Annotated in this window: 15 protein-coding genes; all 15 read left to right on the top strand. The window is 71.7% G+C overall.

The features are described from left to right. Positions 1 to 2 precede the first annotated feature (2 nt). On the top strand, positions 3 to 3,290 hold the full coding sequence (gene carB / locus ETD86_RS32550) for a carbamoyl-phosphate synthase large subunit (protein WP_138670487.1): 3,288 nt from the start codon (positions 3 to 5) through the stop codon (positions 3,288 to 3,290). A 24-nt stretch (positions 3,291 to 3,314) separates the two neighbouring features. Then, the gene (locus tag ETD86_RS32545; protein ID WP_138670486.1) at positions 3,315 to 4,181 is read left to right on the top strand and encodes a dihydroorotate dehydrogenase electron transfer subunit; all 867 of its coding nucleotides are present in this window, start codon (positions 3,315 to 3,317) and stop codon (positions 4,179 to 4,181) included. Next, a complete protein-coding gene (locus ETD86_RS32540) occupies positions 4,171 to 5,148 on the top strand; it encodes a dihydroorotate dehydrogenase (RefSeq protein WP_138670485.1) in 978 nt (325 codons plus the stop codon). The genes ETD86_RS32545 and ETD86_RS32540 overlap by 11 nt, the downstream gene beginning before the upstream one ends. 126 nt (positions 5,149 to 5,274) lie before the next feature. Further along, a complete protein-coding gene (gene pyrF, locus ETD86_RS32535) occupies positions 5,275 to 5,967 on the top strand; it encodes an orotidine-5'-phosphate decarboxylase (RefSeq protein ID WP_138670484.1) in 693 nt (230 codons plus the stop codon). A gap of 788 nt (positions 5,968 to 6,755) precedes the next feature. Further along, positions 6,756 to 7,079, top strand: coding sequence for an integration host factor, actinobacterial type (gene mihF / locus ETD86_RS32530; protein WP_020541698.1), 324 nt, complete (start codon positions 6,756 to 6,758; stop codon positions 7,077 to 7,079). A gap of 101 nt (positions 7,080 to 7,180) precedes the next feature. After that, a complete protein-coding gene (gmk, locus tag ETD86_RS32525) occupies positions 7,181 to 7,789 on the top strand; it encodes a guanylate kinase (RefSeq protein ID WP_138670498.1) in 609 nt (202 codons plus the stop codon). 5 nt (positions 7,790 to 7,794) lie between these two features. Then, positions 7,795 to 8,064, top strand: a complete 270-nt coding sequence (gene rpoZ / locus ETD86_RS32520; protein WP_127931975.1) for a DNA-directed RNA polymerase subunit omega — start codon at positions 7,795 to 7,797, stop codon at positions 8,062 to 8,064. A gap of 8 nt (positions 8,065 to 8,072) precedes the next feature. Continuing rightward, complete coding sequence (coaBC, locus tag ETD86_RS32515; protein WP_138670483.1) at positions 8,073 to 9,338, top strand: bifunctional phosphopantothenoylcysteine decarboxylase/phosphopantothenate--cysteine ligase CoaBC; 1,266 nt, start codon at positions 8,073 to 8,075, stop codon at positions 9,336 to 9,338. A 242-nt stretch (positions 9,339 to 9,580) separates the two neighbouring features. Further along, entirely contained in the window at positions 9,581 to 9,820 is a 240-nt protein-coding gene (locus ETD86_RS32510) for a hypothetical protein (protein ID WP_246148546.1), read from the top strand. Between the two features lie 131 nt (positions 9,821 to 9,951). Beyond that, positions 9,952 to 11,139 (top strand): methionine adenosyltransferase, encoded by a 1,188-nt coding sequence (metK, locus tag ETD86_RS32505; RefSeq protein WP_138670482.1) that lies wholly within the window; start codon positions 9,952 to 9,954, stop codon positions 11,137 to 11,139. 632 nt (positions 11,140 to 11,771) lie between these two features. Next, positions 11,772 to 14,225 carry a primosomal protein N' gene (locus ETD86_RS32495; RefSeq protein WP_138670481.1) on the top strand — a complete coding sequence of 818 codons (2,454 nt, stop codon included), beginning with the start codon at positions 11,772 to 11,774 and terminating at the stop codon, positions 14,223 to 14,225. A gap of 49 nt (positions 14,226 to 14,274) precedes the next feature. Further along, on the top strand, positions 14,275 to 15,744 hold the full coding sequence (locus ETD86_RS32490; protein WP_138670480.1) for a hypothetical protein: 1,470 nt from the start codon (positions 14,275 to 14,277) through the stop codon (positions 15,742 to 15,744). Between the two features lie 37 nt (positions 15,745 to 15,781). Then, positions 15,782 to 17,119 (top strand): hypothetical protein, encoded by a 1,338-nt coding sequence (locus tag ETD86_RS32485; RefSeq protein WP_138670479.1) that lies wholly within the window; start codon positions 15,782 to 15,784, stop codon positions 17,117 to 17,119. 26 nt (positions 17,120 to 17,145) lie between these two features. Next, positions 17,146 to 17,694 (top strand): peptide deformylase, encoded by a 549-nt coding sequence (def, locus tag ETD86_RS32480; protein WP_138670478.1) that lies wholly within the window; start codon positions 17,146 to 17,148, stop codon positions 17,692 to 17,694. A 4-nt stretch (positions 17,695 to 17,698) separates the two neighbouring features. Beyond that, positions 17,699 to 18,625, top strand: coding sequence for a methionyl-tRNA formyltransferase (gene fmt / locus ETD86_RS32475; protein ID WP_138670477.1), 927 nt, complete (start codon positions 17,699 to 17,701; stop codon positions 18,623 to 18,625). Positions 18,626 to 18,758 lie beyond the last annotated feature (133 nt).

The raw sequence follows: 18,758 nt of genomic DNA, 5'->3' as shown, positions 1-18,758 counted from the left end.
CCGTGCCCAAGCGTGAAGACATCAGGTCCGTCCTGGTGATCGGGTCGGGACCGATCGTGATCGGCCAGGCGTGCGAGTTCGACTACTCGGGCACCCAGGCGTGCCGGGTGCTGCGGGCCGAGGGCTTCCGCGTCATCCTGGTCAACAGCAACCCGGCGACGATCATGACGGACCCCGAGTTCGCCGACGCCACGTACGTCGAGCCGATCACCCCCGAGTTCGTCGAGAAGATCATCGCCAAGGAGCGGCCCGACGCGCTGCTGCCGACGCTGGGCGGCCAGACCGCGCTCAACACGGCGGTCGCGCTGCACGAGTCGGGCGTGCTGGAGAAGTACGAGGTCGAGCTGATCGGCGCCGACTTCGACGCGATCCAGGCAGGCGAGAACCGCGAGCGGTTCAAGGAGATCGTCGCCAAGGTCGCCCGCGAGCACGGGCTCAACGCCGAGTCGGCCAGATCGGTCATCTGCCACACGATGGACGAGGTGCTGGCCGGCGCCGAGGAGCTCGGCTACCCGCTGGTCGTCCGGCCGTCGTTCACGATGGGCGGCGCCGGGTCCGGGTTCGCGTACACCGAAGAAGACCTGCGGCGCATCGCCGGGTCCGGGCTCGACGCCTCGCCGACCACCGAGGTGCTCCTGGAGGAGTCGATCCTCGGGTGGAAGGAGTACGAGCTCGAGGTCATGCGCGACAAGCACGACAACGTGGTCATCGTGTGCTCCATCGAGAACATCGACCCGATGGGCGTGCACACCGGCGACAGCGTCACCGTCGCGCCCGCGCTGACCCTGACCGACCGCGAATACCAGAACATGCGTGACGTCGCCATCGCGGTCATCCGCGAGGTCGGCGTGGACACCGGCGGCTGCAACATCCAGTTCGCGGTCGACCCGCGCACCGGCCGCATGATCGTCATCGAGATGAACCCGCGCGTGTCCCGGTCGAGCGCCCTGGCCTCGAAGGCCACCGGGTTCCCGATCGCGAAGATCGCGGCCAAGCTGGCCATCGGCTACACGCTCGACGAGATCCCGAACGACATCACCAAGGAGACCCCGGCCTCCTTCGAGCCGACGCTCGACTACATCGTGGTCAAGGTGCCGCGATTCGCGTTCGAGAAGTTCCGCGGGGCCGACCAGACGCTCACCACGCACATGAAGTCCGTGGGCGAGGCGATGGCCATCGGCCGGTCCTTCCCCGAGGCGCTGCAGAAGGCGCTGCGCTCGCTGGAGAAGAAGGACTCGTCCTTCACCTGGACCGGCCCCCTCGGAGAGAAGGACGAGCTGCTGGAGGCGTGCCGCACCCCGCACGACGGGCGGCTGCGCACGATGCAGCAGGCCATCCGCGCCGGCGCCACGCCCGAGGAGCTGTTCGCGGCGACGAACGTCGACCCGTGGTTCATCGACCAGCTCTTCCTGATCGACGAGGAGGCGCGGGCGGTCGCCGAGGCGGCCGAGCTGACCGCTGAGGTGCTGGAGCGGGCCAAGCACCACGGCTTCAGCGACGCGCAGCTCGGCGAGATCCGCGGCATCGACGAGGCCCGGGTGCGCGACCTGCGGCACGCCCTCGGTCTCCGGCCGGTCTACAACACCGTGGACACGTGCGCCGCCGAGTTCGCCGCCAAGACCCCCTACCTCTACTCCACCTACGACGAGGAGACCGAGGTCCCCTACGGGGAGCGGCAGAAGGTCATCATCCTCGGCTCCGGGCCCAACCGCATCGGGCAGGGCATCGAGTTCGACTACGCGTGCGTGCACGCCTCGTTCGAGCTGTCCAGGGCCGGGTTCGAGACCGTCATGGTCAACTGCAACCCCGAGACCGTCTCCACCGACTACGACACCTCCGACCGGCTCTACTTCGAGCCGCTCACCCTGGAGGACGTCCTCGAGGTGGTGCACGCCGAGCAGCAGACCGGGCCGGTCGCGGGCGTGATCGTGCAGCTCGGCGGGCAGACGCCGCTGGGCCTGGCGCAGGCGCTCAAGGACGCCGGCGTGCCCGTCGTGGGCACCCCGCCGGAGTCCATCCACCTGGCCGAGGAACGCGGCGCCTTCGGGCGCGTGCTGGCCGAGGCCGGCCTGCCGGCGCCCAAGCACGGCACCGCGCTGACCGTGGCCGAGGCGCTGGAGATCGCCGAGGAGATCGGCTACCCCGTGCTCGTGCGGCCCTCGTACGTGCTCGGCGGGGCCGGCATGGCCATCGTGTACGACGACGAGACGCTCACCACCTACATGGCGGCCCAGGAGGGCGGCCACCCGGTGCTGGTCGACAAGTTCCTCGACGAGGCCATCGAGATCGACGTCGACGCCCTCTACGACGGTGAGGAGCTCTACCTGGGCGGCGTCATGGAGCACATCGAGGAGGCCGGCATCCACTCCGGCGACTCGGCGTGCGCGCTGCCGCCCATCACGCTCGGCAGCCACGACATCAAGCGCATCCGCGCCGCCACCGAGGCCATCGCCCGCGGCGTGGGCGTGCGCGGGCTGCTGAACGTCCAGTACGCCATGTCCGCCGGCGTCCTCTACGTCCTGGAGGCCAACCCGCGTGCTTCCCGTACGGTGCCGTTCGTGTCCAAGGCCACGGCGGCGCCGCTGGCCAAGGCGGCGGCGCGGGTGATGCTCGGCGCCACGATCGCCGGGCTGCGCGCGGAGGGCATGCTGCCGGCCACCGGGGACGGCGGCACGCTGCCCCTGGACGCGTCCATCGCGGTCAAGGAGGCGGTGCTGCCGTTCAACCGGTTCCGCGGCGTGGACATCGTCCTGGGGCCCGAGATGCGCTCCACGGGCGAGGTCATGGGCATCGACGAGTTCTTCGGGATCGCGTACGCCAAGTCGCAGGCCGGCGCCTACGGCGAACTTCCCACGAAGGGACGCGCGTTCGTGTCCGTGGCCAACAGGGACAAGCGTGCGATGATCTTCCCGGTGAAGGCGCTGGCGGATCTCGGTTTCGAGATCCTCGCGACCGAGGGCACGGCCGAGGTGCTGCGCCGCAACGGCGTCCATGCCAAGATCGTGCGAAAGCAGAGCGAGGGGCCGGGGCCCGGAGGTGAGCGTACGAGCGTGCAGGCCATTCTCGACGGCGAGGTCGACCTGATCGTCAACACGCCCTTCGGCAGCCCCGGGCAGTCGGGGCCGCGGCTCGACGGCTACGAGATCCGCACCGCGGCCGTGCTGCGCGGCATCCCGTGCATCACCACGGTGGCGGGGCTGGCCGCCGCGGCGGCGGGCATCCAGGCCATCGTGCGGGGCGACGTCGGCGTACGGTCTCTCCAGGAGCACGCGCAGGCTCTCCGGGGCTGACACCCGCACGGGAGGTGAAGACGACTGGCCGGCACTCCGGTGCAGGTGACGGGCACGGTGCTGACGACGCGCCGGGTCGACGCCTACCATGCGCTGACGGTGGTGGCGCCCGGCATCGCCGAGCGCTTCCGCCCTGGTCACTTCGTCTCCGTGGCCGTCGGCGGGATCCACACGTCGATGGTGACGCGCCGGGCGTTCTCCATCCACGACGTGAAGGCCGACTACGGCGGCACGGTCGAGCTCGTCTTCACCGCCGGCGGGCGCGGCACGGCCTGGCTGGCCGAGCGACGCGCCCGCGACACGCTCGACCTGGTCGGGCCGCTCGGCCGGCCCTTTCCGCTGCCGCGCGACCCCGTCCACTGCGTGCTGGTCGGCTCCGAGTACGGCTCCGCCGTGCTGTTCCCGCTGGCCGACGCGCTGCTGGCGCGGGGCTGCCGGGTGGACTTCGTGCTGGGCGGGGCCGGAGCCGAGCGGGTCTTCGGCGCCATGCGGGCGCGCAGGATCGCCGAGACCACCACGCTGACCACCGAGGACGGTTCGCTCGGCCTGCGCGGCAAGGTCACCGACGCGCTGCCGTCGGTGATCGCCGACACGCGGGCGGACGCCGTCTATGCGTGCGCGCCCATGGAGACGCTGCGGGCCGTGACGGCGGTGGGGATGGAGTTCGACATTCCGGTGCAGGTGGCGGTCGAGGAGCAGATGGCCTGCGGCATCGGGGTGTGCATGACGTGCGTGATACCGGTCATCGGGGACGACGGGGCCACCAGGATGGTCCGGGCCTGCGCTGAGGGGCCGGTGTTCCGGGGGGAGCGGGTGCGCTTCGAGGACGTGGGAACGATCCCGTTCGACGCGCTCGGCGCCCCCGGAGGCGGTGCACGACATGTCAGTTGATATGCGGACATTTCTGGCGCATGTGGAGCTGGCGAACCCGATCACCACGGCCGCCGGGTGCGCCTCCTCCGGGCGGGAGCTCGCCCAGTTCTTCGACCTGCACCGGCTCGGAGCGCTCACCACCCGCTCGATCACCATGGCGCCGCGCGCCGGGCGGCCCACGCCCCGCATGGCCGAGACGCCCTCCGGCATGCTCAACGCCGTGGGGCTGCAGGGGCCGGGCATCGACGCGTTCCTGGAGCGGGAGCTGCCCTGGCTGGCCCAGCGCGGCATCAAGACCATCGTCTCCATCGGCGGCGGCACCGTCGCCGAATACTCCGAGCTGGCCCGCAGGCTCGCCGACGCGCCCGGGGTGACCGCCCTGGAGATCAACCTCTCCTGCCCGAACATGGAGGACCGCGGGCGGGTCTTCGCCCGCGAAGGCAGCGCCGCCGCCGAGGTGATCGCCTCCGTGCGGTCCATCATGCGGTACGACGTGCCGGTCGTGGCCAAGCTCGCGCCCGACGTGGCGGACATCGTGGCCGTGGCGCGGGCCTGCGTGGACGCCGGGGCGGACGCCCTGTCCATGATCAACAATCCGCTGGGCATGGCCATCGACACCGAGACGCTGCGGCCCTCGCTCGCCGCCGTCACCGGCGGCCTGTCCGGGCCCGCCGTCCTGCCGCTGGCCGTGCGGTGCGTGTGGCAGGTCCACGCCGCGCTGCCCGGGGTGCCGCTCATCGGCATCGGCGGGGTGATGAGCGGCAGGGACGCCTTCCAGCTCGTGCTGGCGGGCGCCTGTGTGGTCGGTGTGGGCACCGCGTTGTTCCACGACCCGTACGCGTGCCTGCGCATCGAGCGTGAGCTTGAGGACCTGCTGAGGGCCCGCGGGCTCCAGCGGCTGGCCGACGCCGTCGGGCTGGCCCACCGGCCGCCGGGGAGCGCGCCCAGGCACCTTCTCGTCGACACCGAGGAGAGCACGCCTTGACGCAGTGCCGAGCGCCCCTCGTGCCTCCTGGGCCACTCGATCAGCACCGCCCAGCCCGCCCGGCCGCATGACTCCTCGGCTCCGAGGAATGCACGTCTTGAGCACAGAAACCGAGGAGAGCACGTCTTGACACCCGCACCGATCGCCGTCGCCCTCGACGCTCCTGACCTGGAGACCGCCGCCCATTGGGCGGCCCTCGTGACACCCCATGTCAGCACGGTCAAGGTGGGCCTGGAGCTCTACCTCCGCTACGGTCCCGACGTGATCGCCTCCGTGCGGGGCGCCAGCGGCGTGCAGGTGTTCCTCGACCTCAAGCTGCACGACATCCCGAACACCGTCGCCGGCGCCGCCCGCGCCGTCGCCCGGCTGCGGCCCTCGATCCTCACGGTCCACGCGGCCGGCGGCGCCGCCATGATCCGGGCCGCCGTGGAGTCCGCGCCCCACACCAAGATCGCCGCGGTGACCGTCCTGACCTCGCTCACCGAGGCCGACCTGGATCGCATCGGGCTCCTCGGACCCGCCGACGACGCGGTGCGCCGCCTGTCCGCCCTGTCGGTCGAGGCGGGCGCCACGGCGCTGGTGTGCTCGCCCAACGAGGTGTCGGCGGTGCGGGCCGAAGTGGGGGACGGCATCACGCTCATCACGCCCGGCGTGCGGCCCACCGGCGCGGCCACGCAGGACCAGATGCGGGTCGCCACGCCCGAGCAGGCGCTGGCGGACGGCGCCGACCTGCTCGTCATCGGTCGCCCCATCACCGGCTCCGCGGACCCGGGGGCCACCGCCGCCGCCATCGCCGCCTCCCTCCGCCGCGCCACGTAACCCGCACGCGCCGCGCGTCTCCACGCCCCCCGCCGACCACACCCGGGCCCCGCGCTGGTTTCTGCCTGCGGGGCTGGAGCGTCTCGACGCTGGTTTCTGCTGGCAGGCCGCGCTCCCGGGCCCGTGCCGTCTCGCCACGCGCGGCGTCCTCACGTCGCGTTCCGTGCCGGCCTCGAGCCTTGTGCTCGTTTCGCGTCGGCCTGGCGGCCTCGCCGGCTTTGCGTGCGGCTGCTGGGGGCCACGTCGCAAGTCTCAGCCGTGACGCGGCGGGCTGTCGCGCCTCGGCCGTGCGCCCGCCGTACGCAACAGAAGATCTTTTACGGCAAGCCACCGTGCCCGCACGCGCCGTACCCCGTTGCCGTCCGTCATGGCCGGTCGTGAAGGCTCGCGGGTTGCTCGCCGTGACGAACGCGCGCTTGACCGACGCCGTGGTGAGCCGGCGGTCTGCCATGCGGTGCGTACAAGATCATAGCGGGTCTTTCCGGCAAGATCCAAAGGATGTCCGCCGGCTCTTGATCGTGATTTCGGGCCTGGTCCGGGGTGGATTTCGGACATGGGGTGATGACTTGAATGCGATCATCGTTGCGTTTCGCGACATCGTCGCGTGCCGACGGGCGAATCGGGAAGTGAGGGCGATTTGATCAGCAGTGTGTGATTTTACGATTACCCAAAGTGATGAAGTGGATTTTGTAGGGAGAGAAACCGCGCTTGACGTTGCTTAGGGGGCGATGACCAGCTAGTTTCCCTTCCCGTCCGAGTACATCGACAGAAATTCGAGGTGACCCGGCGTGGCTCTTCCTCCCCTGACCCCTGAGCAGCGCGCCGCAGCCCTGGAGAAGGCTGCCAAGGCCCGTAAAGAGCGTGCCGAGGTCAAGAACCGGCTCAAGCATGGCGCGGTTTCTCTGGCTGAGGTGCTCAAGGATGGGCAGACCGACGACGTCATCGGCAAGATGAAGGTGTCGGCTTTGTTGGAATCGCTTCCCGGCGTGGGCAAGGTCCGCGCCAAGCAGCTCATGGAGCGGCTTGCCATCGCCGAGTCCCGCCGCGTGCGGGGTCTCGGCGCGAACCAGAGGGCTTCCCTCGAGCGCGAGTTCGGTGGCAACGAGAGCTAATCTCTGTTCCACACGAAAGCGCAGGTTCAACGGGGGGTAGGAAAGTGACCAGCAGCTCCTGGTCCGGCGAGGTCAGTGCCCACGAGGCGATCGGACCGGGGATGGAGGTCGGATTCCTGCCCATGAGCGAACGACGGCTGACGGTCCTTTCAGGGCCGTCGGGCGTCGGCAAGTCCACGGTCGTCGCCGAGCTCCGGCGGGCACACCCAGAGGTGTGGCTGTCGGTCTCGGTGACCACCAGGAGGCCCCGGCCCGGTGAGGTCAACGGGATCCACTACTTCTTCGTCGACGGCGAGGAGTTCGACCGGCTGGTGGAGGCCGGCGAGCTGCTCGAGTGGGCGGAGTTCGCGGGCAACCGCTATGGCACTCCGCGCGAGCCCGTGCTGAAGAAGCTCGCCGAGGGCGTGCCCACCCTGCTCGAGATCGACCTCGAGGGCGCCAGACAGGTGCGCGGGACGATGCCGGACGCGCTGCTGGTGTTCCTGGCTCCGCCCTCCTGGGAGGAGCTGGAGAAGCGGCTGCGCGGGCGCGGCACCGAGCCCGAGGACGTCATCGCGCGTCGCCTGGATGCCGGGCGGATCGAGATGGCGGCCGAGTCGGAGTTCGACCTGACGTTGGTCAACACGAGCGTCCAGGAAGTGTGCCGCCGGCTGATAGCCTTGATGACTGACCCTCAGGGGGTCACGACAACCACCAAACGAGAGGTCTGACAATCGTGGCAGGCACTACCGCGGCCGCGGAGGGCATCACCAACCCGCCGATCGACGCGCTGCTCGACATCGTCGACAGCAAATACTCCCTGGTGATCATGGGCGCCAAGCGCGCTCGTCAGATCAACGCCTACTACTCCCAGCTCGGCGAGGGTCTGCTGGAATACGTCGGCCCGCTGGTCGAGACGCACGCCCAAGAGAAGCCGCTGTCCATCGCGCTGCGCGAGGTCTCCGAGGGCCTGCTCAACGCCGAGCCCATCGAAGGCGCGGTCTGACCCCTTCGATGAAGGTCGTCCTGGGCGTCAGCGGTGGCATCGCCGCGTACAAGGCGTGTGAGCTGCTGCGCCTGTTCACCGAGTCCGGGCACGAGGTGCGGGTCGTCCCGACCCGCGAAGCCCTCAAGTTCGTGGGCGCGCCCACCTGGGCCGCCCTGTCGGGCAACCCCGTGTCGGCGGAGGTGTGGGACGACGTTCACGAGGTGCCCCACGTGCGGATCGGCAAGCAGGCCGACCTCGTCGTGGTGGCGCCGGCGACCGCGGACGTGCTGGCCAAGGCCGCGTACGGGCTGGCCGGCGACCTGCTCACCAACACGCTGCTGACCGCGACGTGCCCGGTCGTGTTCGCGCCCGCGATGCACACCGAGATGTGGCAGCATCCCGCCACCCGCGCCAACGTCGCGACGCTGCGCGAGCGCGGGGCCGTGGTGATCGACCCCGCCGTCGGGCGGCTCACCGGCGCCGACACCGGCCCCGGCCGCCTGCCCGACCCCGCCGAGATCTTCCAGGTCTGCCTGCGCGTGCTGCGCGGCCGGCCGCGTGACCTGGCCGGGCGCAAGATCGTGGTGTCCGCCGGCGGCACCCGCGAGGCGATCGACCCGGTCCGCTACATCGGCAACCGTTCGTCCGGCCTGCAGGGGTACGCCCTCGCCCGCACGGCGGTCGCCCGAGGCGCCGAGGTGACGCTCGTGGCCGCGAACGTCGTGCTGCCCGACCCCGCCGGGGCAAGCGTGGTGCGGGTGGAGTCGGCGGCCCAGTTGCGTGAGGCGGTGCTGGCCGCCTCGGACGGCGCCGACGTGGTGGTGATGGCCGCCGCCGTGGCCGACTTCCGGCCCGCGACGCGGCATGATGCGAAGATCAAGAAGTCGGATGCGGAGCCGGAGCCCATCCACCTGACCAAGAACCCCGACATCCTGGCCGAGCTGGGCGAACGCCGCCGCCAGGCCGGGGATGCCGTTCTCCCGGCGAGTGACCCCGGCCTCGGGGTGCGGGACGCCGGCGATGCGCGGCCGGGGCGCGGGGCGTACCCGCTGGTGATCGTCGGGTTTGCGGCCGAGACGCACGACGTGCTCGCCAACGGGCAGGCCAAGCTGGCGCGCAAGGGCTGTGACCTGCTGGTCGTCAACCGGGTGGGGGAGGGCCTGGTCTTCGGCACGCCCGACAACGCGGCGACTGTGCTCGTCGCGGGCGGCGAGCCGGTCGACGTGCCGCTCGGGCCCAAGGAAGACGTCGCCGACACCGTCTGGGACCTGGTCGCCGCGCGCCTCGGCTGAGCGGGCACGGCGTGTGACACACGGGGCGTAGATCGCACAAATCGTGCAAGACCGATTACCCGATCAGCTGTTGCAACACCCCCGGACGCCTGCGGATACTTGGGCAGAAGGGGGACAGAATGCCGGTGGGTTCCGCTGTCAGGGATCGTTGCAGGACATTGCTCGGGGACCAGGGGGAGATCCACTACGTCTTCCCGGCATTAACCTCAAGTCCGTTAGGAACGGGCCACTTCCTGATCGTGGTGACGGACGCGTCCATCGCGGTGCTGGCCACCAGGACGCTGAGGAGTGACCGGCCGGTCTCGGTGTTCGTGGAGTTCCCGCGGCACACCAGACTCGGTCCTATCCTGCCTGGACCGATCATCCAGCTGGGCTCCATGGCGTTCGAGTTCGACGAGGAGTACGCCGCGGTGGTGTCGGCCGCCGACGCCGAGATCTTCGCGCCGGAGACCCTGCCACCCGATCCCCTCCCCGACCTGTGATCGACGGCCGGGTAGTGTACGGTTTCGCGACCCGGCACCGGGTAGGGCTAGACTTCGGCGAGGCCCTGGCATGTGTCCCTGTGTCCCGGGCCTTAAATCCGTCAGCAGCCGCTGCATGAGGAGCCACTGAGTTGTCACGTCGCCTGTTCACCTCCGAGTCGGTCACCGAAGGCCACCCGGACAAGATCGCCGACCAGATCAGTGACGCGATTCTCGACGCCATGCTCAAGGACGACCCCAAGAGCCGGGTCGCCGTCGAGACGATGATCACTACCGGCCAGGTTCACGTCGCAGGCGAGGTCACGACCGAGACCTACGTCGACATCCCCGGCGTCATCCGGGAGAAGATCCTGGAGATCGGCTACGACGCCTCCCACAAGGGCTTCGACGGCGCCTCGTGTGGCGTGTCGGTGTCCATCGGCGCCCAGTCGCCCGACATCGCCCAGGGCGTCGACGACGCCTATGAGCACCGCGTGGACGGCGACGGCGACGAGCTGGACCGGCAGGGCGCGGGCGACCAGGGCCTCATGTTCGGCTACGCCTGCCGCGAGACGCCCGAGCTGATGCCGCTGCCGATCACGCTGGCCCACCGCCTGGCCCAGCGGCTGTCGCAGGTGCGCAAGAGCGGCACGGTGCCCTACCTGCGCCCTGACGGCAAGACGCAGGTCACGATCGAATACGACGGCGACCGGCCGGTGCGGCTCGACACCGTGGTCGTCTCGACGCAGCACGCGGCCGAGATCGACCTCAAGGAGATGCTGGCACCGGACATCAAGGAGCACGTGGTCGACCCCGTGCTCGCGGGCCTCGACATCGAGACCGAGGGCTACCGGCTGCTGGTCAACCCGACCGGGCGCTTCGAGATCGGCGGCCCGATGGGCGACGCCGGACTGACCGGCCGCAAGATCATCATCGACACCTACGGCGGCATGGCCCGCCACGGTGGCGGCGCCTTCTCCGGCAAGGACCCGTCCAAGGTGGACCGCTCGGCCGCCTACGCGATGCGCTGGGTCGCCAAGAATGTCGTCGCCGCCGGTCTCGCCGACCGCTGCGAGGTGCAGGTGGCGTACGCGATCGGCAAGGCTCAGCCGGTCGGGCTGTTCGTGGAGTGCTTCGGCACCGAGAAGCTGCCGGTGGAGAAGATCCAGGCCGCCGTCCTGCAGGTGTTCGACCTGCGTCCGGCTGCGATCATCCGTGACCTGGACCTGCTGCGGCCGATCTACTCCGAGACCGCCGCCTACGGGCACTTCGGGCGTGAGGGCTTCTCCTGGGAGTCCACCGACCGCGCCGAGGCCCTGCGGACCGCCGCCGGCCTCTGACACCTTTTCTGCCGCCCAGAGGCGTCGCCTTCGCATGATGGCACGCCTCTGGGCTTTGTCGGCCCTGAGCGGGCGTTCGCCGGCCTGGCCGCCGGGCGTGGAGGCGGCCTCGTGGTCGGTGCGGGCTCGGCGGGCTCGCGGGAGCGGTTCCGGCAGCTGATCTCCGGAATCCCGACGGGCAAGCTCTGCGCCCGCCTAGTGTCGATGGCCGCCGAGCAGGGCCTCGCCATCGTTGCTGTCGACCCGGCGTATACGTCGATGTGGGGCGACCAGCACTGGCGAAAGCCACTGACCAGCAACAAAAGGAAGATGTCCCGTCACGATGCTGCTGGTGTCGCGATCGGGCGACGCGCCCTCGGGCACCCGATCCGGCGACGGACGGCACCGCCCCACGACGACCAGAGCGATCGTCGTGGGCATCGGACCATCCAGGCCGACCGTGGTGTCCGAGGGTGTGAGGAACCCCGCCACCCCGTCACGGAACGTGCACACGATGCACATCGCCGGACGGAGGGAACGAGAACGCGGGAGACCAGCGCATCCAAAACCGTTCGGGATGCGCGCAGTTCCGGGACGTGGCATCAGATGTCACTCCTGGATCCTGTTTAGGAACGGTCTGGTAGACGTTAGGCGTGACCGACTCCGACGACGCCCTTCTGCCGCTCGATGCCGTGCGGCCCCCAGTGTCGTCGAAGGACACCAAGGGCGCCGTCGTCCCCGCTCCGGATCTGCCGGTGGCGAGGGTGGCGGTGGACAGCCCGCTGCCGCACCTCGACCGGCTCTTCGACTACCTGATCCCCGCCGCCATGCACGAGACGGCCCAGCCGGGCGTGCGGGTGCGGGTGCGGTTCGCGGGCAAGCTGGCCGACGGGTTCCTGCTGGAGCGGGTCGGAGAGAGCGAGCATGAGGGCAAGCTGACGCCGCTCGAGCGCGTGGTGTCCCCGGAGCGGGTGCTGACGCCGGAGGTCGCCGGGCTCGCCAGAGCGGTCGCGGACCGGTACGCGGGCACCCTCACCGACGTGCTCCGCCTCGCCGTCCCGCCACGCCACGCCAGGGCCGAGGCGGAGACGCCCAAGCAGGACGAGCCTGCCGCCGCAGAGGCCCGGCCGGGCGGCCCCGATGAAGAGCAGGCGCACGGCGGGAGCGCGTGGGACGCGTACCCCACCGGTCCCTCGTTCCTGGACGCGCTGCGCAGCGGGCGCGCCCCCAGGGCCGTGTGGACGGCTCTGCCGGGCGCCAGAGGGTGGGCCGGGGCGATGGCCGAGGCCGTGCGGGCGACGCTGGACGGAGGCAGGGGAGCGGTCGTCGTCGTTCCCGACGGCAAGGACGTGGCGCTTGCCGACGCCGAGTTCGAGCGGGTGCTCGGGCCGGGCAGGCACGTGGCGCTCACCGCCGACCTGGGGCCCGCCGAGCGCTACAGGCGGTGGCTGAAGGTCCTGAGAGGCCAGGTAAGCGCCGTCGTCGGCACCCGCGCCGCCATGTTCGCCCCCGTCGGAGAGCTCGGCCTGGTGGCCATCTGGGACGACGGCGACGACCTGCACGCCGAACGCCTGGCCCCGTACCCGCACGCCCGCGAGGTCCTCGGTCTCAGAGCGCACAGGACCGGCGCGGCCATGCTGATCGGCGGATACGCCCGCACGGCCGAGGCCACGCAGCTCATCGCCGGTCGCTGGGCCAGGCCCATCGTGGCCGCCCGGACGACGCTCAGGAGCCTCGCCCCACGGGTGCGGCCCGCGGGGGAGGACGCCGAACTGGCCAAGGACCAGGCCGCCCGGCAGGCCAGGCTGCCCAGCATCGCGTGGCGCGCCCTGCGCCACGGGCTGGAGAGCGGGCCCGTGTTGGTCCAGGTCCCCAGGCGCGGCTACCTGCCTGCCCTCGCCTGCCGTCACTGCCGCGCGCCCGCCCGTTGCACCCTTCCGCCCACCCGGATGGCCCCGGGCCTCTTGGCGGCGGCCGTGCCGCCCGGAGGGCCCGGCGCCGGGTCTCCGGGGGCCCTCCGGGCGGCCGGCCCGCTCGGTGCTCTCCTGCTGGACGGCTCGGCCGTGCTGCCGGCGGACCCCGCCGGGCAGGCCCCCGCCGGAGGCCTCGGCGGCGCGAGAGGCTCAGGCAGGCCGGGCGGGCCGGAAGCCCAGGGCGGACCGGGGTCCCTGGGAGAGCCGGGGTCCCCCGGCGGAGTGGGCGGAGCGGGGCCGCAGGGACGTCGTCCGGCCTCCATAGGACAGCAGGACGCCGCGGGACCGGCGAGCGGTGGTGCGGCGTCCACGGCGCCGCTGGGTGGTGACACGGCGTTCGCGGGGTCGCTCACCGAGCCGAAGCCGGTCTGCCACGGGCCGCTCGCGCTGAGGGGCGGCCACGCCGCTCCCTACTGCCGCTGGTGCGGGCGCGTGGACGCCGACTGGCGGTGCCCCTCCTGCGGCAGCCCGCGCCTGCGCGCCGTGGTCGTCGGCGCCCGCCGCACCGCCGAAGAACTGGGCAGAGCCTTCCCGTCGGTCCAGATACGCACCTCCGGCCGCGACGGCGTGCTGGCCACCGTGCCCGCCACGCGCACCCTGGTCGTCGCCACACCCGGCGCCGAGCCGGTCGCCGAGGGCGGTTACGCGGCGGCCGTGCTGCTCGACGGGTGGGCGCTGCTGGGCCGGGCCGACCTGCGGGCCGGCGAGGAGGCCGTACGCCGCTGGATGAACGCCGCCGCGCTCCTCCGCCCCGCCGCCGAGCTGGTGGTGCTCGCGGACGCCGCGCTGCCCGCCGTACAGGCGCTGCTGCGGTGGGACCCGGTCACCCACGCCGAGCGGGAGTTGGCCGACCGCGCCGAGCTGGGCTTCCCGCCCGCGGTCAGGATGGCCACGCTCACCGGCGCGGCCAGTGCGGTCAGGCAGATGCTCGACGAGGTGCGCCTCCCGTCCGACGCCCAGGTGCTCGGCCCCGTCCCGATCGACGACGCCGGCCAGGAACGCGCCATGATCCGCGTGCGCAGGAGCGGCGGTGCCGCGCTGGCCGCCGCCCTCAAGGGGGCCAGTGGGGTACGTGCGGCGCGTAAGACGCCAGATGTCGTGAGGGTGAGTGTCGACCCTCTCGACCTGATTTAGCCCATTTCCCCGATTCGCTCATCTGGTGACCAGCCGTTAGCGTGCCCCTGTGTCGATCGAATGGGTGAATCAGGCCATCGACGACCTGCGCGCCTGGGGGCGCGCGCGGGAAGTCGAGGTCGATGCGGACGAGGTCCGCCTGCTCTGCGACTACGCCAGCGACTACCTCAACGTCAACGAACTCGGTGACTTCGCTCCGGAAACCTTCGACGAGCTGCTGCTGTCCATCTATCCGCGCAAGGTCATCGCGCCGCCGGAGAGCGCGCACGAGACCATCGCCGCCGCCCGTACCCTGGTCGACTACCTCAGCGAGGCGGGCACCGTGCCGGAGACGCGGGCGGCGCGGATGCGCGAGCGGCTCGACGACATCGAGCCGCGCATGCCGGAGGCGCTCGCCGACCCGGCCAACTTCGGCATGGCCAAGAGCCTGTTCAGCTCCATCGGCCCAGAATCGCTCGAGCAGTCGGTCGCCATCCCATCCGGCGAGCTGCCCGACCTGGGCGAGGAGCCCTGCGACTGCCCGGGCTGCACACCGCTGCCCGCCGCCAGGCTGGCCCCGCGCGACGAGCTCGTCGCCGCGCTCAGGACCGTGCCAATGCTGCGGGAGCGGCCACTGCCGAACACCGGCGACCCGCTGCGCGAGTGGGCCGAGGCCGTCGCCCGCATCCTCGACCGCGACACGCGCGGCGCGATCACCGGCTCCGCAGACGTCGACGAGGGCCTCTACGACCTTTTCGACATGCTCTACCGGCTGCAGGTACGCGTGCCGATCACCGTGATCGGCGACTACCTCGACGAGATCGCCGGCGACGACGGGCTCGGCCTTGCCTCCGTACTCGACCGGCTGGCCTGGTGCGGCATGGTCAAGATTGAGGACGACGACGCCGAGCTCACCCCGCTGGCCGTCTGGGCGCTGCGTGAGCACTACCTGTCGCTCGGCCTCGACGCACCGCAGGCCCCGGACCTGGCCGAGGCCGACGCGCTGGACCTCATCGAGGCCCTGCTCGAAGGCGTGCCCGCTGAGCTCGCCGAGGACGACATCAGCCGCTGGCTGACCGGCAGGACGGCCCCCGAGGCCGCCGGCGAGTTGCTGGCCGCCGCCTCCGGCGCGCCCGCCGTGGCCCGCGGCATCGCGATCACGATCGTCGACCGGCTCGGCGCGGAGGCCGAGCCCCAGGTCCGTGACTACCTCGACCACCAGGAGCTGCGCCCGCACGCCATCCACTGGCTCGCCGCCCGCGGTCTGCCCGCCCCGCAGCTCACCCAGGAGGAGCTGCTCTGGGTCAGCGTCGACATGCTCGCGCTGGCCATGCCCGCGGCCGAGGAGGACCCCGAGATCTTCGCCGAGAACATGGCCGCCTCCGGCCCGCCCGCCCACCTGATCGAGGAAATGTGGCGGGTCGACCACCCCGACGTCGTCGACGTCCTGGAGCTGCTCGGACGCTCCATCCCCGACACCACGGTCGCCAAGGCGGCACGCAAGGCCGCGTTCAAAGCACGCTCCCGCGCCATCCGTTGAGTACGCTCATGTGACGGCTGTGCAGTAAGTTTCGTGGGTGGCCAACAACGTCTTCGACCTCTCCGAGCTGCGCAAGCTGATCGATGAGCAGGCCGCCGTGCCGCCACGGCCAGCCGACGAGCCTCCCGCGGAGGAGCACGAAGCGCTGACCTTCCCGCCGGTCCTGCTGGCACCCGACGGCGAGCTGGCCGCGGCGGTTCCCGCGGTGCCGCTCGTGGCCGACGCCATCAGGCTCACCACCTGGACGGGCGCCCGCGAGGTGAGCGCCGACGGGCACCTGGGCGACGCCGACGCGGTGGCCGCCGCCGAACAGCTCGGCCTGCCCGCCGCCCGGCTCAGGCTCGTCTGGATCGTCGCGGTCAACACCGGGATGCTGCGGATCCTCGGTGGCCGAGCGTCCCGCGGGCCGCTGCCGACGCAACTGACGGCCGAGGCCACGCTGGAGTTCTGGGACGGCGTGGTCATGGACGTGCTCGACCGCGCCGACGACGGCCTGACCGGCTCGGCCGTGGTCGACGGCCACCTGGCCGAGATGCTGGCCACGATCTACTCGGTGCGCTCCGGCGTCGCCACCGCCAACCTCGCCCGGGGCATCCTGCAATCCCACGAGGTCGCCTGCGCGCCCGGACCCGTCGAGATGCGCAGGATCGCCGCCGCGCTGCCCGCCGAGTTGCTCGAGGCGCTGTCGCTGCTGACGTACTGCGGCCTGGTCGAGCAGACCGCCGCGGGCCGCACCGCGCTCACCCCGCTCGGCGTGTGGGCCATCCGCCGTGACCTGCTGCGCGAGGGGCACGACGCGCCGACCACGGAAGAGGTGGAGGTGTTCGCCGACCTGTCGGCGGCCGAGCTGGTCGAAGCGCTCGTCAAGGGCTCGGCCACGCAGAGCGCCGTCGCCGGCTGGCTGGAGCGCCGCTCGCCGGAGTCGGCCGCGCGCGACCTGATCGAGATCGCCACGTCCGGCACGGCCGGCCAGCGCGGCGCGGTCGGCGCGATCCTGGAAGAGCTGGGACCGGAGGCCGAGGCACCGGTGAGGCAAGCGCTCGACCATCCGATGACGCGCCGCTACGCCGCTTCCTGGCTGCACATCCGCGATCTGGAGGCCCCGCCGCTCAGCCCCGAGGATCACACGTGGATCGCGGTCGACTCGCTGGCCGCCCTCATGCACCTGTCGGGGCCGGCCGCGGGCAGGCTCGACCCGCCCGAGCCGGGCGAGGACCTGATCAAGCTGGTCGCCGAGATGCCCGGCGTCGGCCACCCCGACACGATCGCCGTGCTCGACATGCTGGCCACGGCCCACGACGACCGGGCGGTGGCCAAGGCCGCCCGCAAAGCCGCGATGAAGGCGCGCTCGCTCGAGCACACTAAACTGGCCTGATTCAGGCTTGAGAAACGGAGTGACCCTTGGCGATCCAGTCGATCCGGCTGTTCGGAGACCCTGTGCTGCGCACCCCGGCGGCCCCGGTCGTCGACTTCGACAAGGAGCTTCGCAAGCTGGTCAAAGACCTCACCGACACGATGATGGACGCGCCGGGCGCCGGCCTGGCGGCCCCGCAGATCGGCGTCGGTCTTCGGGTGTTCACCTACTACGTGGACGAGCAGCTCGGCCACCTGATCAACCCCGACCTCGACCTGTCGTCCGAGCTCGACGAGGAGGGCGAGGAAGGCTGCCTGTCCTTCCCCGGCCTGGCCTTCCCGACGCCGCGGGCGATCCGCGCCGTCGCCAAGGGCTTCAACATGCACGGGGAGCCGGTCATGCTGGAGGGCACCGACCTCATGGCGCGCTGCTTCCAGCACGAGACCGACCACCTCGACGGCATCCTGTTCATCGACCGCATGGACCCCAAGCAGCGCAAGCTGGCCATGAAGGCGGTCCGCGAGGCCGAGTGGAGCGGCCTGTCCGCCCCCGTCGTCAAGTTCTCGCCGCACGCGACCGGCGGAAGGGCGCTCTGAGAGCATGCGTCTGGTCTTCGCGGGCACACCGGAGACGGCGCTGCCGTCGCTCCGCACCTTGATCGACTCACCGCGGCACGAGGTCGTGGCGGTCGTCACCCGACCCGACGCCCAGTCAGGGCGGGGGCGCAGGGTGCACCCGTCGCCGGTGGCCGCGCTCGCCGAGGAGGCGGGCATCGAGGTGCTGCGCCCGCCGAAGGCAGGCGACCCGGCCTTCCTCGACCGGCTGCGCGAGCTGGAGCCCGACTGCTGCCCGGTCGTGGCGTACGGGGCGCTGCTGCCGCAGTCCGCGCTCGACGTGCCCCGCCACGGGTGGATCAACCTGCACTTCTCGATCCTGCCCGCCTGGCGCGGTGCCGCCCCCGTCCAGCACGCGATCCTGCACGGTGACGAGATCACCGGCGCGACCACGTTCCAGATCGTCAAGGAGCTGGACGCCGGGCCCGTCTACGGCGTGGTCACCGAGGAGATCCGCACCACCGACACCAGCGGGACGCTGCTGGAGCGGCTGTCGGTGTCCGGGGCGGGGCTGCTCGCGGCCACCCTCGACGGCGTCGAGGACGGCGCCCTGGAGGCCCGGCCGCAGCCGGCCGACGGCGTGACCGTCGCCCCCAAGATCAACGCTGACGACGCCCTGGTGGACTGGGCCAAGCCCGCCATGCACGTGGACCGGCTCGTCCGGGCCTGCACGCCCAACCCCGGCGCGTGGAGTGTGTTCCGGGGCCAGCGGATCAAGCTCGGGCCCGTGCGGCCGGTCCCCGGCGAGCGGCTGGCGCCCGGCGAGATCGCCGCCACGAAGACGACCGTGCTGGTCGGCACCGCCACCGACGCGGTCGTGCTGGGTGAGGTGCAGCCGCAGGGCAAGCGGCTGATGGGGGCCGTCGAGTGGGCTCGCGGAGTCCGCCCGGAGGGCAAAGAGACCTTCGAGTGACCCGATCGGGGAAGTCTGACGGCATGAATAGCAGGGGGAACCAAGGGGCCGGCGGCGGCCCGAGCCGGGGTGCGGCACGGGGCGGCCGTGATGCCGACGGCGGCGCGGGCCGGGACGCGGGAGGCCGTGGAGC

The sequence above is a fragment of the Nonomuraea turkmeniaca genome (assembly GCF_005889735.1).
GTDB lineage: Bacteria > Actinomycetota > Actinomycetes > Streptosporangiales > Streptosporangiaceae > Nonomuraea > Nonomuraea turkmeniaca.
Note: the sequence above shows the minus strand (reverse complement) of the source record. Positions and strands in the feature narration are given on the sequence as shown.